This is a genomic window from Glaciimonas immobilis (assembly GCF_011947285.1).
GTDB lineage: Bacteria > Pseudomonadota > Gammaproteobacteria > Burkholderiales > Burkholderiaceae_D > Glaciimonas > Glaciimonas immobilis.
Genome location: NZ_JAAOZT010000012.1, coordinates 104,791 through 120,506 on the forward strand (window position 1 = coordinate 104,791; position 15,716 = coordinate 120,506).

The following is a 15,716-nucleotide window of genomic DNA, read 5'->3' on the forward strand; positions in this document are numbered from 1 at the left end:
CTGATAGCTTAAATCGTACGTCGGAGAGATCAGGCGGCAGTCCGGTCGTAACCTGCGCGGGGCACCAGACTGAGCAACATACTGCTGAAGCCCCCATCCACCGTCAACGCATCGCCGTTAATGTAGGCGGCGCGGTCACTGGCGAGAAACATCACGGCTTCGGCCACATCCTCGGGCCGACCAATACGGCCTGCCGGGATCGCTTTGCTGCGTTGTTCCAATACCCCGGGCTGGTCATACATCGCCGCTGAAAGTGGCGTCAAAATCATGCCGGGATGGACTGTATTACTACGAATGCCATGTGGCCCCCATTCCACGGCAAGTTGCTGCGCCAGCATGGTCACGCCTGCTTTGGCAACGCTATAGGCACCACTGAAAGCGGTTGGGTTACTACCAGCGATCGAGGCAATATGTACTAATGCGCCCTTGCCTTTGGCGCGCATCTGGCGGCCAAATATCTGCGAGCACAAAAAGTAGCCCGTCAAATTGACCGACAACAACAGGTTCCACTCCGCAAGGAGTAACGTATCAAGTCCGCCGAGCCGAATGAGTCCGGCGTTGTTAACCAATACATCGCAGGGACCAAAGGTGACCAGTGTTTGCGCTGCGGCGGCTTCGATGCTGACAGGATCGGCTACGTCACAATGGATGGCGATAGCCTGACCGCCCGTTTCTAAAATCTCTCTGACTGTCTCGGCGCTGCCTTCCTCATTGACATCCAGCACCACGACACGCGCGCCCGCTTTGCTAAAAGCCACAGCGATGCTGCGTCCGATGCCACTCCCAGCACCGGTGACGGCGCAGACCTGTTGCGCCAGGCCGAATGGGTCACTATGACCAGAAGCGGTCGGGCCGCTTAAAGTAGTCGAAACCGCACTTGCATTTGCACCTGTAACGTTAGTCATATTCATTTCCTTCTTTGAAGTTGCTTTGAAGTTATTCAGTACACCAGTGACAACCATGCCGCAGCAGGTTCCGATAAAAATCTAATGCATCCCAAGATAAGCTGCGCGCACCTTGGGATCATGCATCAGATCAGCGCCTTTACCGTGCTGTATGATGTCGCCGGTTTCCAGAACGTAAGCGTAATCTGCGATCGCGAGTGCCTGATTCGCCATTTGCTCGACCAGAACAATCGTCAATCCTTCGTCGCGTAATGCGCAAATCGTCGCAAAAATTTCTTGAATCATTAATGGCGCGAGGCCCAGTGATGGTTCATCCAGTAGCAACAATTTAGGCGCGCTCATCAATGCTCTGGTAATGGCCAACATCTGCTGCTCACCGCCGGACAGCGTGCCAGCCGGCTGATGCTGACGCGTACCGAGAATCGGAAAGCGTGCAAACGCATGCAGAATATCGCGCTCAATTCCTGCCGGATCATGACGACGCAAATAGGCGCCCAGCATCAGGTTATCGCGCACGCTCTGATCCGGAAAAATCCCGCGCCCTTCAGGTGACAATGCAATCCCTAAGTCCGTCCTTTTATGGGATGGCAAGCGCGTAATATCGTGGTTGATGCTGCGATCAATAAAGCGGATAGAACCGCTGGTCGGTATCTCCCACCCCGCGATACTTTTCAACAGTGAACTCTTGCCCGCACCATTGGCACCAATGATCGCCACTACCGCGCCCTCGGGCACCTTCAGCGAAATCTTGCGCAGCGCCGAAATCGGGCCGTAAGAAACATCAATCTCGTCCAGTATCAACATGGCATTCTCAGGCCGCAGCCGGAGCCCCCAGATAAGAGGCAATCACGCGTTCATCGGCCCGCACCACTGCTGGCAATCCTTCGGCAATTTTGCTGCCGTGATCGAGAACAATGACGTGATCGGAAATTTTCATAACAAGATCCATGTGATGTTCAACCATAACGACGGTGATCCCAAGCCCTGCGATCATGACGATCAGGTCGCCTAGTTCGACGCATTCCTGCGGATTTAAACCTGCGGCGGGCTCGTCGAGCAAAAGCAGGAGCGGTTCGGTCGCCAGTGCGCGGGCAAGCTCCAGCCGCCGTTGCAGACCGTAGGCGAGACTGCCAGCGGGCCGCTGGGCCAACGCTGTCAGCCCGAAGAACTTCAATACGGAGGCGGTGTACTCCCGGGCCTGATGTTCCTCCGCACGCGAGGAAGGCAGTCCCAGCAAGGCACTGAAAAACCCGTTCTGCATACGGCAATGACGACCAATCAGAATATTTTCCTGCACTGACAGCGCCCCAAATAAGCGCAGATTTTGAAACGTGCGGGCGATACCTTTCCGACAAATCGCATGACTGCTGAGCCGACCAATATCATCGCCAAGGAACGCGATTCTCCCTGCACTGGCAGGTATGACACCACTAAGCATATTAATCATAGTAGTTTTTCCTGCCCCGTTAGGACCGATCAGCGCATGAATTTTTCCTGGGCGCAGTGAAAACGATACGTCTTGTACCGGATGGATGCCGCCGAAAGACTTACCAAGATGTTCAACCTCCAGCAAAGAATGATCTGCGCCGCCGGGACTTATCGCTTCCACCGTTCTCGCCAGTACCGAGCGACCTTTGCTTGCATCCAACTGATTTGCTGGCCCAGCCTCCGGCGCGCTCACCCCGTTGAGCCTCTTCAATAAACCAGCGACACCATCGGGCATGACATACAACGCAAATAACAAAAGTGCGCCGTAACCGAAATGCTGCACAGATGGCCAACGCGCCAGATACGCATCAATCAGCGTCAGCAGTATCGCGCCGATCAATGGTCCGTAGAGCGAACCTGCACCGCCCAATAACACCAGCAGAAGAATAAAAATCGATAAATTAAAGCTGATATAGTCGGAATTAATATACTGACCGTGCTGGGCTACTAGTGCACCGGCAATGCCGCAGCAAATCCCGGCGATGACAAACGCCAGCACTTTGTACCGATACACATTAATGCCCGCACAGGCAGCGGCAATTTCATCCGCCTGGATCGCCAGCCACGCTCTGCCGAAGCGGCCCTTGAGCAGATTGCGCAACAGAAAATAAGTGATGACCCCCATCCCCAGTACCAACCAGACCCAGTGCAGGCCCGACAACGGGGCGCCCGATAAGGTCAGCGGTTTGACACCGTAGATCCCTTGCGCACCGCCAAAGACTTCGGTCCATCCCGCGACCAGTTTCTCCACTACGATGCCAAAAGCTAATGTCACCATCGCCAGATACGGACCCCGCACGCGCAGCGATGGCCAGGCGATCAACGCACCACACAATCCAGAGAGCACCGCCGCGCCGATCAACGCAAAAACAGGACTCCAATCGAAGCGCGTACTTAAAATCGCTGCGCCATAGGCCCCAGCCGCAAACAGTCCAGCCTGTCCGAGCGACTTCTGCCCTGCGTATCCAACCAGTACATTCATGCCAGCAGCGCAAAGAAAATACACGCCCATCATGAACATAAGGCCCAACTGATAATCGTTGCCCGCCAATAAACTCACGCCGACAATTGCGCCAATGATGCACAGGGGGCCTGAAACGCTGCGGCTATTAATGCCAAAGAACCCACCCGGCCCACGCCATTCGGCCATACCCCTCACCCGCTGAGAATCGCGCATCAGACTTTCTCCACCGGACGCTGACCCATCAGGCCATAGGGGCGACAAGCCAGTACCACGATAACAATCAGGAATACCGCCACTTCACGCCACTGGGCCTGCCACAGGTTAACCATCGATTCGATTACCCCAAGTGCGAAACCACCTAACACGCAACCGCGCGGGTTGGATAATCCGCCGATGATGGCTGCGGAAAAACCTTTGAGTGCAATGGCCAGCCCAATGAATAATGAAGCGGAGGTAATAGGTGCGATCAAAAACCCGCCCAGCCCGGCCAATGCTGAACTGAGGACATAAGCGCCAATCATCATTGCTGGCGCATTGATGCCCATTGCTCCGGCCACACGCGGATCATGCGCCACTGCGCGCATCGCCTTACCCATCATGGTGCTACGCATGATCCAATCGAACGTCAGCATGATGCCGATGCTGACGCCGAGGGTCAGTAGTTCCTGCGGACGCACGCCGATACCGAATAGATGTAACACCTGATCGCCCACCGGCGAGGGGACAAATACCTGCGATGGACCCCATAATGCGAGGCCGCCACTGGTCAGAATGATGCCAAAGCCGATGGTACTCATTACCCACGACATCCCCCCCTTGCCGGCAAACGGCCGCACTGCCAACAGATATAGCAATAGGCCGGTGCCACCGACGATGATCATCACGGCAAGAGCCGAGACGACCTGATGCCAGACTACCGGTGGAACGTTGGCTAGCGACGCATTCATCGGTTTTCCGGTGAGAAACCACAGTACTGACAAGCCGATAAAGGCGCCGAAGGAAATAAAATCACCTTGTGCAAAGTTCAGCGTTTTGGTCGTCGTAAAGGTGATGCTAAAGCTCAATGCGAATAACGCATATGCACCACCGACCGCAAGGCCGCTGATAATCGCTTGAATCAATGTGATTAGCATGGCGAGTAAACCTTTCAAAAAATTGCGTTTACGTCGCTTTTACTTTTTATAGTCCACTGTCAACAACGTCTTGATCACCGGATCGGAGTAAGCCACCAATTTTCCGTCGCGCCATTTCACCCAGCGATAGTCGGAGGAGCTAAGCGCCTCCCGATTAATTGCCGAAAATGGTTTGGCATAGGTCTTCATCACGCCGTCGACATTTCCCTGTAAATTCTCAAGCGCATCCCGCACCTTCACGCCCTCTGTACTGTTAGCTTGCTTGATTGCTGCCGCTAGCAACAAGACCGCATCATAGGCATGGCCGGCGATACCAAACGGACTGGTCGGCATTTTGGGTGCAATACGTTCAAACAATTTTTGCTGGCGTGGGGTGCGCTCATCGGTCAGGGTTTGCAAGAAAATCGGACGCATCGCGGTGCTGCCAGCAATCTCATAAAAGGATGGTTGCTGAATGCCCCACGACATCAGTGTGGTCGGCGCATAACTAATTTTTTCCATGCTGCGCATCAGTTGCGCCGACGGTACCGCCTGCGCCCAGACGATCAGCGTATCAACGCCGGCAGCCTTGCATTTGTTCAACTGCGATGTCATGTCCGTATCGGCAACTCCGAATTTCTCACTACAAGCGGGTACGATCTGATGGAGCTGTGCAAGCTCTTCGATATCCTTCAGACCGCCCTGCCCGAAACCCGTGGTCTCGACCATAAAGCCAATTTTTTTACTGCCCGGATTTTTACTGACGTAAGCCAATAGCGCCGCGATGGAATCGCGATCAACCATTGAGACCCGGAACATGTAATTGCTTGCTCCCTTGCTCATCGGAAAAGTAATCGCGGTCGCCGATCCAATGGCACCGATGACCGGAATTTTTTTCTCATTGGCAATGTGTTTCCAGGCCAGCGCGTTACCTGAATTGGTCGGACCGATGACTGCGACGACCTTCTCGGCATCGATCAGTTCTGACATGTTTTGCATTGATTTTTGCGGCTGCGAAAGATCGTCTCTCGTGACCAGACTAAGCTTGCGCCCCAAGACACCGCCGCTGGCGTTGATATCTTCGATTGCGGCTTGAATTCCAAATACTGCGGCCTTTCCGCTCAGCGCCGATGGTGATGCTGAAAGATCGCCGTTGAAACCTAATTTGATATCTTCTGCGCAGGTGTATCCCGACGCAGCGGCCGTCGCAAACAATACTGCCAATACTAGCGCCTGGCGGTGTTTTTTCTGTTTAATTGTCATGATGAGGTCTCCTCGGTTTGAAAGCACCTTTGTCGTAGTTATCTACGTTCTAATGGTGTGATAGGTATTGCCTAACGGTTTCCTGACCGTTGCCCAACAGTTGCCTAATAGTTGCCTAGTAGTTGCTTAATACTTTGATTGATCGAACAGAACTCTAGCTTCGCGCACTCACATTAAATCCTTCATAGCCTTGCGCGGCCACCTCATTGCACTTACGGCGATAGGGCACCACGCCACCAACGTAAGGCATGAAAACCCGCGGCTTACCGGGTACATTGGCACCTACGTACCAGGAGTTGGCAAGCGGAAACAGCGTGGTATCGGCGACCTCGTTGACATGCGCGACCCATAGCGCTTCTGCGACGCTATCGGCCTCGATGGTATGCAGCGCACGTTCGCGCAGCCATGCCAGACAGTCAGCGATCCATTCAACATGCTGCTCGATGGCAAAAATCATATTCGCCAACACTGATGGACTACCCGGGCCGGTGATCGTGAACAAGTTAGGAAATCCAGACATCATCAAACCAAGATAGGTGGTGGGTCCGGCTTCCCATTTTTTGGCTAGCGTCTCGCCCGCGCGACCAACGATATCGATATTCAGTAGTGCGCCTGTCATGGCGTCATAACCAGTGGCGAAGACGATGCTATCAAGCGGATAATGCGCGTCCGCGGTCTGCAAACCAGTGGGTGTAATCGCGGTGATCGGCGCGGCGCACAGGTCAACGAGCGTCACATTGTCGCGGTTATAAGTGCTGTAATAATTGGTATCGATGCAAATCCGTTTGGAACCGATCGGATAACCCTTAGGCGTAAGCAAATCAGCTATTTGCGGATCTTCCACGATAGCGCTAATCTGCCCTCGTACAAATTCTGCAGCGGTATCGTTAGACTTGATATCAAGCATCAGGTCATTGAAGGAGTGCATAAAATTCACCCCACCCGATTGCCAGCGCCGCGTATATTCCGCCTGCTGTTCTTCGGGACTGGCTTCATGCGCCTTACGCACACTTTTTTCGTAGATGGTGCCGGAACTTGTGTTCTCGCGTGCCTGCTGACGCAATCCCGCGTAGTTACTTTTCCAATGCTGCGCAATTGCATCCGTCATGGGGACGTTACGCGCTGGCACGCTAAAGTTTGGCGTGCGCTGAAAAGTCAGCAATTGCCCGGCTTGTTGCGCGATGACCGGAATACATTGAATCCCGGACGAGCCTGTTCCGATCACGCCGACGCGTTGACCACTGAAATCGACTGGTGTATGTGGCCAGTTACCTGTGTGATATATGTTGCCTTCGAAGGCCTCAATGCCAAGAATGTCAGGCATCCGGGTAGAGGACAGGCAACCAGTTGCCATGATGCAGAAGCGGGTAAAAACGTGCTCGCCATGTTCGGTACAGATATCCCAGAGGCCTTGTTCTTCGTTGTAATGCGCGGCACTGATGCCGGTCTGGAAGGTTATATCGCGACGCAAATCGAAGCGATCGGCGACATGGGATGCGTAGGCTAATATTTCCGGCTGGGCAGCAAAGCGCTCGCTCCATTCGTACTCTTGTTGCAGCGCTTCTGAAAATGAGTAGGAATATTGCATGCTTTCGACGTCACAACGCGCGCCGGGATAGCGGTTCCAATACCATACGCCGCCAACGTCATGACCTTTTTCGAAGGCGCGTGTGGTCAGGCCTAACTCCCTTAAGCGATGCAGCATGTACATGCCCGCGAAGCCTGCGCCAACTACTACTGCGTCTAGCACATTGCTTGCTGGATCTTGGGTAGGGGCGGCTGTAGGCAGAACGCTGCTTTCCGTTGCGATGTTATTTGTCATGGCGTCTCCTCTGGCTTGGAGCCGTGGGGGTTATATTTTTTTGTTGGTACGGCTCGAGCGTGTGTATATTTTTTGATTGGATTAAATAATGCCGCGTTATCTGTATTGTTTGGTTGTTTGGTAATTAAAGCGTTGCTGCTCAGCCGGGGCCGGTCAGCCAGTATATTTTTCTTGCCACGGCTGAGCGCACCCGCAGAAAAATTAATAACCGGCAACGCCTGTGACGGGCACGTCAAATGCCAGTTCAACCGACTTTATGGCTGATGTTTGATTCAGTTTTTACTAATGCCATACAAGCGTTAACTGTCATTACACTTTATGACCTCAAGCGATAGAAGCTGGCAGCTGTATCGTGAAATAGGGCCGCTTTCTCGGTGTCTGACGCGCCGGAGGCAATGCGTTTGTAAGCATTCCATAGCACAGGGTAGCTGCACATGCCTTTGTCCACCGGTGAGTTACTCTCGAACATGCAACGGTCTGCACCGAAGTTTTCGATACACGCGTCGATGTATGGACGCCAGGCCTTGGCTAACTCGCCGGATGATGGTGGTAACGGTTCGGTATGGAAAGTGAAGCCGGTGATTGCCATCGCAAGGCCGCCCAACTTGACACGCACGTTGGGACACGTCGCGAGGGTCTTGATCGACGCTAGCCAATGCATAAACACTTCATCGCGCTTGCCAGCATATGGACCAACGCCTAGCGGGCCGCCTACGTGATTGAGAACAATCGGGGTATCTGGAAATGCACGCGCTAACGCTGTAAGTTCATCGATTTGGGTGTGATACAGCCAGGCATCGAACGTCAGATTAAACGCATTCAGACGGGCAAATCCGGCGCGGAATGCGGGTTCTGCCATTAAGTGGTGTTGCGGGGGAGGAAGCAAACTGGCGGAAAACGCATCATGCCGCGCGGAGATGTGACGGATTCCGCGGAACCGACCGCGCCCTGCCTTGACGTGCGCTTCAAGCACAACATCGACTTGATCGCCTAGCATTAAATCAGCGGTGCCGACGATGCCCGCGCATACTCGGGTGCTGACATTGCGCTTGGCACACTCTTCTGCTACGGATGCGACAAATTCAGTCTCGCCCACTGGGCGCAGTGATTCCGGTCCATCGGTGCGATAGCCGTATCCGCATTGCACAAATACCGTCGCCACCACGTTATGGCCTGCGTTGGCATCAGCCAGCATTTCATCCAGAAAATAACCGCCGCCGCGTTCCCATAAATGGTGATGCGGATCCACGATCGGTAGTTCCGGCGCGATAATTTCTTCCTGCAAGCGAAGCAGCCACGCCTGATCAAGTTCGACGTGTTTAAAAACCGGGATGGGCATACTTGACATGGCGTGATCCTTAACAAGATGAAAGGCGGCGGTTCGCCGAACCTGCATCGGCAAACTTATGGCATACGAAAAAATAGACTGAAACCCTGGGGAACCCAACGCCAACATTACGTTGGCACAAGGCATCCAGCAAGAGTAATCACTAATGATGTAACTAACTTATTTAGCTCACTTATTTAGCTCACTTATTTAGCTCGCTTATTTAGCTCACTTATTCGGCTAACTTATTTTGCCAACTTATTTTAGTTTTTTAATTTAAGCCGCGACTACCGCTGCGTCTCCGACTATCGTAGTGCGGTGCATCACCCGACGTTCATCGGCATCGAACTTGGTGACCTGGTGCATGGTGCAGCGGTTATCCCATAGGACGACGTCATCGGTTTCCCAGCGATGCGAATAAACAAACTGCGGCTGACCAGAAAATGCGGTGAGTTCGGCAATCAGATCGCGACCGGCGCCTGGTGCCATGCCTTCAACTTGTTCGTTATAGATCGGACTGATGTAAAGGGACTTGCGACCGGTTACCGGATGGATCCGCACCAATGGTTGCCAGACCGGTGGCATGGCGGCGCGCTCTGCGTCTGTCAATGGCCGTAAAGAATTTTGTTTTTGCAGGAATTCAAAATCATGCAATGCCTTGCGTCCCTGCACCTCGCGCTTTAACGCTTCCGGCAAGGCTTCATAGACGGCATACATATTTGTGAACTGCGTTTCCCCACCGCTACGACTGACTTCAATACCGTGTAGTAAAGAGCCGGTGCAAGGAATCGCGCGATAACTACTATCGGTATGCCAAAATTGGGCCAGCGATACTTGTCGGGAGGTCGGATGGTCAGGCGGCATCAGGACACCGCTTTCATCTACATTCGAAACTCTAAAAATTTCACGTACGCTTTTGGAACGGATGATGTCTTGATGAAATATTTCAGGGTCGCCAAAGTTGCGCGTAAATTCCACATGCTCCTGATCGGTAATATGCTGTTGAGGAAAAACCAGCACAAGATGCTCTGACCAGATGTCCCGCACTTGCTGGAGAGTTTCTTTATCCAGCGGCTGACGCATATCGATACCAAGCACTTCAGCACCGAGAGCCGAGCCTAAAGGGCGCACTGTAAGTTTGCCCTGCGACGTAGTTTGAACGTTAAGCGACATAAAAATATCTCCGGATTAAAATTATTATTGTGGGTCGGCGGCCCCATCAGAGGTCCACCTAAAAGAGTGCATTTGAACGGACGGCATCAACATGCCAACGAGACTAAATGTCTTCGTATCGTCTTGCGCATTGCTCTGCGCGTTATGGTGATCACTACCTTAAACGCCCTGTAAGGATTACCGCAGCAAAGATTTTTCTCTTGCCTGCATCAAGCGCAATGCTACAAATTAGTCTGCGAAAGAAAAGCCCATCGCCCGCGTGTAGTAGTAAATGCCGCCGTCCTGAATAATCAGGAACATGGCGCGTTTATTGCCTTCGTTGTGATGAGAATGCACGGCAACGCCAGGGGTGATGGTAGTAGCCCATTGCGACCATTCTTTGCGCTTGCCATCAACGATTGAGTAACAGCCTTCGCCTTGAATAATCAATGCCATTGCCATCGCATTGTGGCGATGTGGACGCTGCGCTTCACCCGCAGGTAAGGAGTTCATCGCCACGGTCAATGTTGGCAAAACGTTGCGAATAGCTTCTTGCGAAGTCGAAGAGAAAATCAACGCTGATCCGGGAATATCCTTGCCGCGTCCTACCGCATAGAGCAAATCGATCTGGCGCGTAATTTCATCTGCAGGGTAATGCACTACACAGGTCGGTGCATTGCCTTGGGCTGGCGCGCGGAGATTTTCGAAAGCTAATTGCGGCTCATTAGTGACGATCCACAGCACAGCATCCGCCTCGGTAGTGGCCTTATATACATGCACACCGCCGCCTGGCAGTATGAACACGTCGCCAGTACTCCATTCAATATTTTCAGCTTCGCAAGTGGTGCTACCTATGCCACTGATGACATAGACGATAATGCCACTGGCGACAAATTCAGTGCTCAGCGTTTCGCCGGCTTTAATCTTTGCGTAGCGGGCCAGCGATAGCGGCGTGGTGGCAGGCGTCGCGCTTTCAAGCTGCGCCGATACATCGCAAGGAATCAGGCAGGTCGGGGTATCAGGATGTAATGCTTTGAGCGGTTCATTAACAAAGCTTTGATCTGGTACGGCGGGTAGCTTCACGTCAAACGCGTTCCCAGTGTTGTAATAACGCGCAGCGGCTTGCGCTGGGGTAGTCGGCGCTAAAGCAAGCTGGGCTGGCAAATCTGCAATCGTCCGTGGACGGTTCGTATCTGGCAAAATAATCTCCTTAATATCCGGTGTCGTCTAGCCTTCATTAGTAACAGGCCTGGAACGATCTTATCTGTCCTACGTTACGCCGCTCAACTGGCAGGGTCAAACGAGAAATTCTTATCGATACCAATCAGTACGCGGTAGGTAAAGCGTTCTCCGCCCTTCTTAAACATGCGTACGCTTATGTGCACTCTTTCAACTTAATCCGATGTTGGCGGCAACCTGCAAATGTCGGTCACGATGGCCGCGAAATCGGCGATGGCCGGATCGAGGCTATCGACACGGGTAGCGACAAAAAAAGTAATTGACGGGATCGAAGGACTGGCATTCAACGCACACAGCGTACCGGCTTCAAGATCGTCTTTAACTAACTCATGCGGCATCATGCACACGCATACACCACCACGCGCAACGTAAAGCATGGTGGACATACTGTTACAAAAACTGACTGACCCCGGGACTACCGCAGCTTCTGCGAACCAGCTTTGCATTTGTGTAAATAGGCGCGCTTCGCGATTCAACGAAATGATAGGTAAGGCTGCAATATCGCGGGGTGTTGCTATCGCTAACTGCGCGCTGAGAACGGGAGTGCCAACCCACACCACTTTGAGCGCACCAATCGACACCGCGTTAATTTCCCCATCGTGTATCGGGCCGCCGACTACCGCGACATCTATCGCGCCGCGGCTGAGCTTGGATAAGAGACTGGCATTCAGGTCGATATCAAACTCCACCGCTAATCCGGGATAACGCTGCTTCAATGTGTTGATAATCGCGACCAATGAGCGCGCTGCAATTACTTCCCCCAGTCCGATCTTGACTACGCCGGTGGTGATCTCGGGTTTCCCTGCGACCAAACGCAACTGCGACGCGTCAATGACGACCTTTTCCGCATGCACTAACAGTTCGCGACCTTTTAGCGTCAATTGCACCTGGCGTCCAATGCGATCGAACAAGACCACATCCAGTTCCATTTCTAGCTCACGAATCCGTGAAGAAACGCTAGCCTGCGAGGTGTATAGACGATCAGCGGCCGCACTAAAAGTACCGAGTCGTGAAATCCAGCAAAAGGTTTCAAGTTGCTGAATGTTCATCGCATTCCGGTCAATTTTTCCGTGCGGTTAAAGAGCATGCGGCGGCGGGATGGCTTGGCCATACATTCTGATGGACTGAGAACTTTTAAAGAGTAACGTCGGCGTCATGCCGAATACCTGGCGTACCGAATGACTAAAATGGGTGGCGTCTGGATAACCGGTATTGAGCGCCAGATAGATCAAATTATTTGAGTCCAACAAGCGATACAGCAAACTGCGGCCACGCTTCCAGGAACGAAAACTCCGAAACGATATTCCGACCGTCGCGCGGAACAAGTGTAAAAATCTCGACACCGAAAGCCCCGAATCCGCGGCACAGGAAATAGCTGAAGCCTGACCGCAGGGATTTTCTTTGATACGCTCGACAAGCATGGCAATACGCGACTCGAAAGGCGGCGGACGAACCAGCAGCTGACCGAAAAAAAACATATCGAAGTCTTCCGTCTTTGGATCAATAATGTCGCCAAGACGGTTAATTTTTGCGTAGGCGTCAACTATTCGCTGCACTAGTTCGGGATCAGCAACCTTACCGGAGCGGGATTTCAGATACGCGGGAAGATATTCCAACGCAACCGTCTCCGGCTCGATATGCATGACCGCAACCAAACGGTTATCGCATTCAATCCGGTGTGGCGTATAAGGTTGCACCACTGCAAAATCTGTAGTGATCCAATCGCCATTATCGATGCTAATTCGAATCGGCTCCGACAACGATACATACATCAAAATACTACCCATGACGCGGGTAGTGCGCTGTCCAATCAGACCGGAGTAAAAAACCCGGTCAGAATTGATCCAGATATGGCGTTGGCGCGGTGGACGAGTCGGACGAGTTGGCGTCGGCGTTAGTATCAATTCAGAATTATTGAACATTGCAATATGTACTAACTAAAAATAACCTCGAAATAATAACCAGGTACCAACTAAGTACCGTCCAAATATCGCCGACTCAAACCCGCGACAATTTTCTAGCGTTACCCTGCCGCTAACAATCTTAAGGCCTGCCGTCGCCGCAACGCCGCACGCCCGGCAAAGAATAATTGCCCTAATACGACCAACGAGCATATTCCAATAAATGAAGCACTAATCGGACGATCTATAAATACCATCATGTCTCCACGGGAGAGCAAAAGAGCGCGTCGGAAATTTTCTTCAATCATGGGGCCGAGCACATATCCAAGCAATATCGGCGAGACCGGAAAATCGAGTGCCACGAAGAGTGCACCGACTAGTCCGAATACCAATACTTCACCGACACCGAACAGGCTGTTGTTGGTGCTGTACACGCCGACCGCTATAAAAAATAGCGCCGCAGGAAATAAATAACGATACGGGACCTGCAATAATTTTACCCAGACGCCGATCAGTGGAATATTCAGCACCAGAAGCAATACATTACCAACCCAAAAGCTGGCAATCAAACCCCAAAAAAGGTCGGCATGTTCGGTAATTAACTGCGGTCCAGGTTGAATACCTTGAATTAATAACGCACCCAAAATCAGCGCCATTACCGCGTCGCCCGGTATTCCCAAACTCATGGTGGGAATAAAATCAACTTGTGTTTTAGAATGCGATGCTGCTTCGGGGCTAGCCACACCTTCGATCGCGCCATGACCGAAGCGCTCCGGTGTCTTGGAAATTTTACGTTCAAACGCGTAAGCGATAAATGTCGTAATAGTAGGACCGGTGCCTGGCATCGCGCCGAACAATGTACCAATTAACGTGCCCCGTACCATGGGAAAGAAAGCTTGCTTAAGCTCCGCTTTGCTCGGACGCATGTCTCGGAAGCCCAACTTGACGCCGCTACCGACGATTTCCATTCGGTTGACGCTACGCAGAAATTCTGTGACCCCAAACAGGCCTAGCGCCAATGCTACCAATTCGACTTTGTCGGATAGTTCTAACAACCCCATTGTGAAGCGTGGGGTTCCAGTATTAACATCGGTGCCCACCAGCCCGATCAAGAGTCCGACAATCGTCATCGCCACACCTTTCAGCGGCGACCCTTTAGACATCGTTCCGCCGCATAACAAGCCCAGCAGCATAATCGAAAATATTTCTGTGGGGCCGAACTTGAATGCCACACTGACCAATAATGGCGATGCGAAAATCATCACTACAATTCCAAATGATGCGGCAAAAAATGACGCGATCATTGTGATGCCGAGTGCGGTACCGCCCTTACCCTGGCGGGTCAACGGGTAGCCATCGAGACAGGTCACTGCGTGAGGCGGATGGCAAGGCAGATTTAACAGAATTGCGCCGATGGCTCCGCCATATTGCGATCCGTAAAAAATACCGGCCAACATCAAAATTGCGGGGATCGGGTGCAGAGAATAAGTAATCGGGAGCAGCATCGAGATCGCCGACAACGCACCCATTCCAGGCAAAACCCCGATTAAATTACCGATCAAAACGCCAACAAACGACCACATCAGGTTGTGGGGCTGCAAAGCAACACCAAAGCCTGACCAAAGATCCATTAAAGATTGTCCGATCATCGCTTAACCCCACTGGAATAAAGGAAACTGCAGTTTCAGGGCCCACCAAAATACGATGATGCAGATCACTCCCATGCCTAGCGAGAGGAGCAATGCACTTTTCAGTGAATTATTACGGTCGCCCATTGCCGAAATGAAAACGATGGCAATGGTGGCGGGTAGCAAGCCCCCGTACACTCCCAATACCAGGAAAGCCAGGATAGATAAGACAATGCAAATCCAGCCTCGCCATTCCGGAGCAATGTATTTTTCCTCAGCTTCAGGCGTTGCAGCTTTGGCACCGATAGCGATCATTGCGCCAACAAGTACCAATAAGACACCAAGGGTAACCGGGAAAAATCCTGGACCCATGCGATTCAGACTACCGATATTGTAAGTTTTGCCCTGGACCGCCGCGCCCAGGCCTAACAACATCATCAAGCCACCACCGTAATAATCTTTATTATATTTATTGATGAAATTGCGCATCGTCATCCTCCTGTTCCTGCATGAATTATTTTTATAATTTATTGCATATTAAAAACTTACTTCTGCTAGCAGACCTTGTTTTTTGGCAAGTGTGTCCCACAATACTTCAATAATCATGCCAGCAGATACCACGAGTTGTATTTTTTACTAGCGTACCTTTATCGTACTATTGAGTATTATAATTTACTTTTGAGTAAAATTAAGTTTGCGGCGATAAATAGAGTGATTTTTTCATTGGAAGAACGCGGAGAAATGCAAGCGCCAGATACCCGTGACATGACTACCTGGCAAAATACCGGTAGTGAACACGTCGCATTACCAGCACCGGTGCATTACCCTCACGCTCCAAATATGGCTAAAAAATCAAAACGTATCTCAGGTGAAACAAGTGGGATAAAGCACAATCCGTCGCATTACATTCTGTAC

At 51.9% G+C, this 15,716-nt stretch carries 13 protein-coding genes; all 13 read right to left on the reverse strand.

Annotated features, from left to right (window positions below; all coding sequences use genetic code 11):
* Window positions 1-29 precede the first annotated feature (29 nt).
* Window positions 30-905 carry an SDR family NAD(P)-dependent oxidoreductase gene (locus HAV38_RS17600; protein WP_168056691.1) on the reverse strand — a complete coding sequence of 292 codons (876 nt, stop codon included), beginning with the start codon at window positions 903-905 and terminating at the stop codon, window positions 30-32.
* Window positions 906-986: 81 nt separating this feature from the next.
* Complete coding sequence (locus HAV38_RS17605) at window positions 987-1,709, reverse strand: ABC transporter ATP-binding protein (RefSeq protein ID WP_168056692.1); 723 nt, start codon at window positions 1,707-1,709, stop codon at window positions 987-989.
* Window positions 1,710-1,716: 7 nt separating this feature from the next.
* The gene (locus HAV38_RS17610; protein WP_245182424.1) at window positions 1,717-3,570 is read right to left on the reverse strand and encodes a branched-chain amino acid ABC transporter ATP-binding protein/permease; all 1,854 of its coding nucleotides are present in this window, start codon (window positions 3,568-3,570) and stop codon (window positions 1,717-1,719) included.
* The gene (locus HAV38_RS17615) at window positions 3,570-4,490 is read right to left on the reverse strand and encodes a branched-chain amino acid ABC transporter permease (RefSeq protein WP_168056693.1); all 921 of its coding nucleotides are present in this window, start codon (window positions 4,488-4,490) and stop codon (window positions 3,570-3,572) included. The genes HAV38_RS17610 and HAV38_RS17615 overlap by 1 nt, the downstream gene beginning before the upstream one ends.
* Before the next feature lie 39 nt (window positions 4,491-4,529).
* Window positions 4,530-5,732 carry an ABC transporter substrate-binding protein gene (locus tag HAV38_RS17620; RefSeq protein ID WP_168056694.1) on the reverse strand — a complete coding sequence of 401 codons (1,203 nt, stop codon included), beginning with the start codon at window positions 5,730-5,732 and terminating at the stop codon, window positions 4,530-4,532.
* 154 nt (window positions 5,733-5,886) lie between these two features.
* Window positions 5,887-7,554: a flavin-containing monooxygenase gene (locus HAV38_RS17625; protein WP_168056695.1), complete on the reverse strand. Its 1,668-nt coding sequence runs from the start codon at window positions 7,552-7,554 to the stop codon at window positions 5,887-5,889.
* 316 nt (window positions 7,555-7,870) lie between these two features.
* Window positions 7,871-8,902 carry an amidohydrolase family protein gene (locus HAV38_RS17630; RefSeq protein WP_168056696.1) on the reverse strand — a complete coding sequence of 344 codons (1,032 nt, stop codon included), beginning with the start codon at window positions 8,900-8,902 and terminating at the stop codon, window positions 7,871-7,873.
* Window positions 8,903-9,157: 255 nt separating this feature from the next.
* Window positions 9,158-10,054, reverse strand: a complete 897-nt coding sequence (locus tag HAV38_RS17635; protein ID WP_168056697.1) for a TauD/TfdA dioxygenase family protein — start codon at window positions 10,052-10,054, stop codon at window positions 9,158-9,160.
* A gap of 228 nt (window positions 10,055-10,282) precedes the next feature.
* The gene (locus HAV38_RS17640) at window positions 10,283-11,233 is read right to left on the reverse strand and encodes a cupin domain-containing protein (RefSeq protein WP_168056698.1); all 951 of its coding nucleotides are present in this window, start codon (window positions 11,231-11,233) and stop codon (window positions 10,283-10,285) included.
* Between the two features lie 194 nt (window positions 11,234-11,427).
* Window positions 11,428-12,321, reverse strand: coding sequence for a LysR family transcriptional regulator (locus HAV38_RS17645; protein WP_168056699.1), 894 nt, complete (start codon window positions 12,319-12,321; stop codon window positions 11,428-11,430).
* A gap of 27 nt (window positions 12,322-12,348) precedes the next feature.
* Window positions 12,349-13,194 (reverse strand): helix-turn-helix domain-containing protein, encoded by an 846-nt coding sequence (locus HAV38_RS17650; RefSeq protein WP_168056700.1) that lies wholly within the window; start codon window positions 13,192-13,194, stop codon window positions 12,349-12,351.
* 101 nt (window positions 13,195-13,295) lie between these two features.
* Window positions 13,296-14,822 (reverse strand): tripartite tricarboxylate transporter permease, encoded by a 1,527-nt coding sequence (locus HAV38_RS17655; RefSeq protein ID WP_168056701.1) that lies wholly within the window; start codon window positions 14,820-14,822, stop codon window positions 13,296-13,298.
* Between the two features lie 3 nt (window positions 14,823-14,825).
* Window positions 14,826-15,296 carry a tripartite tricarboxylate transporter TctB family protein gene (locus HAV38_RS17660; protein ID WP_168056702.1) on the reverse strand — a complete coding sequence of 157 codons (471 nt, stop codon included), beginning with the start codon at window positions 15,294-15,296 and terminating at the stop codon, window positions 14,826-14,828.
* Window positions 15,297-15,716: the final 420 nt, after the last annotated feature.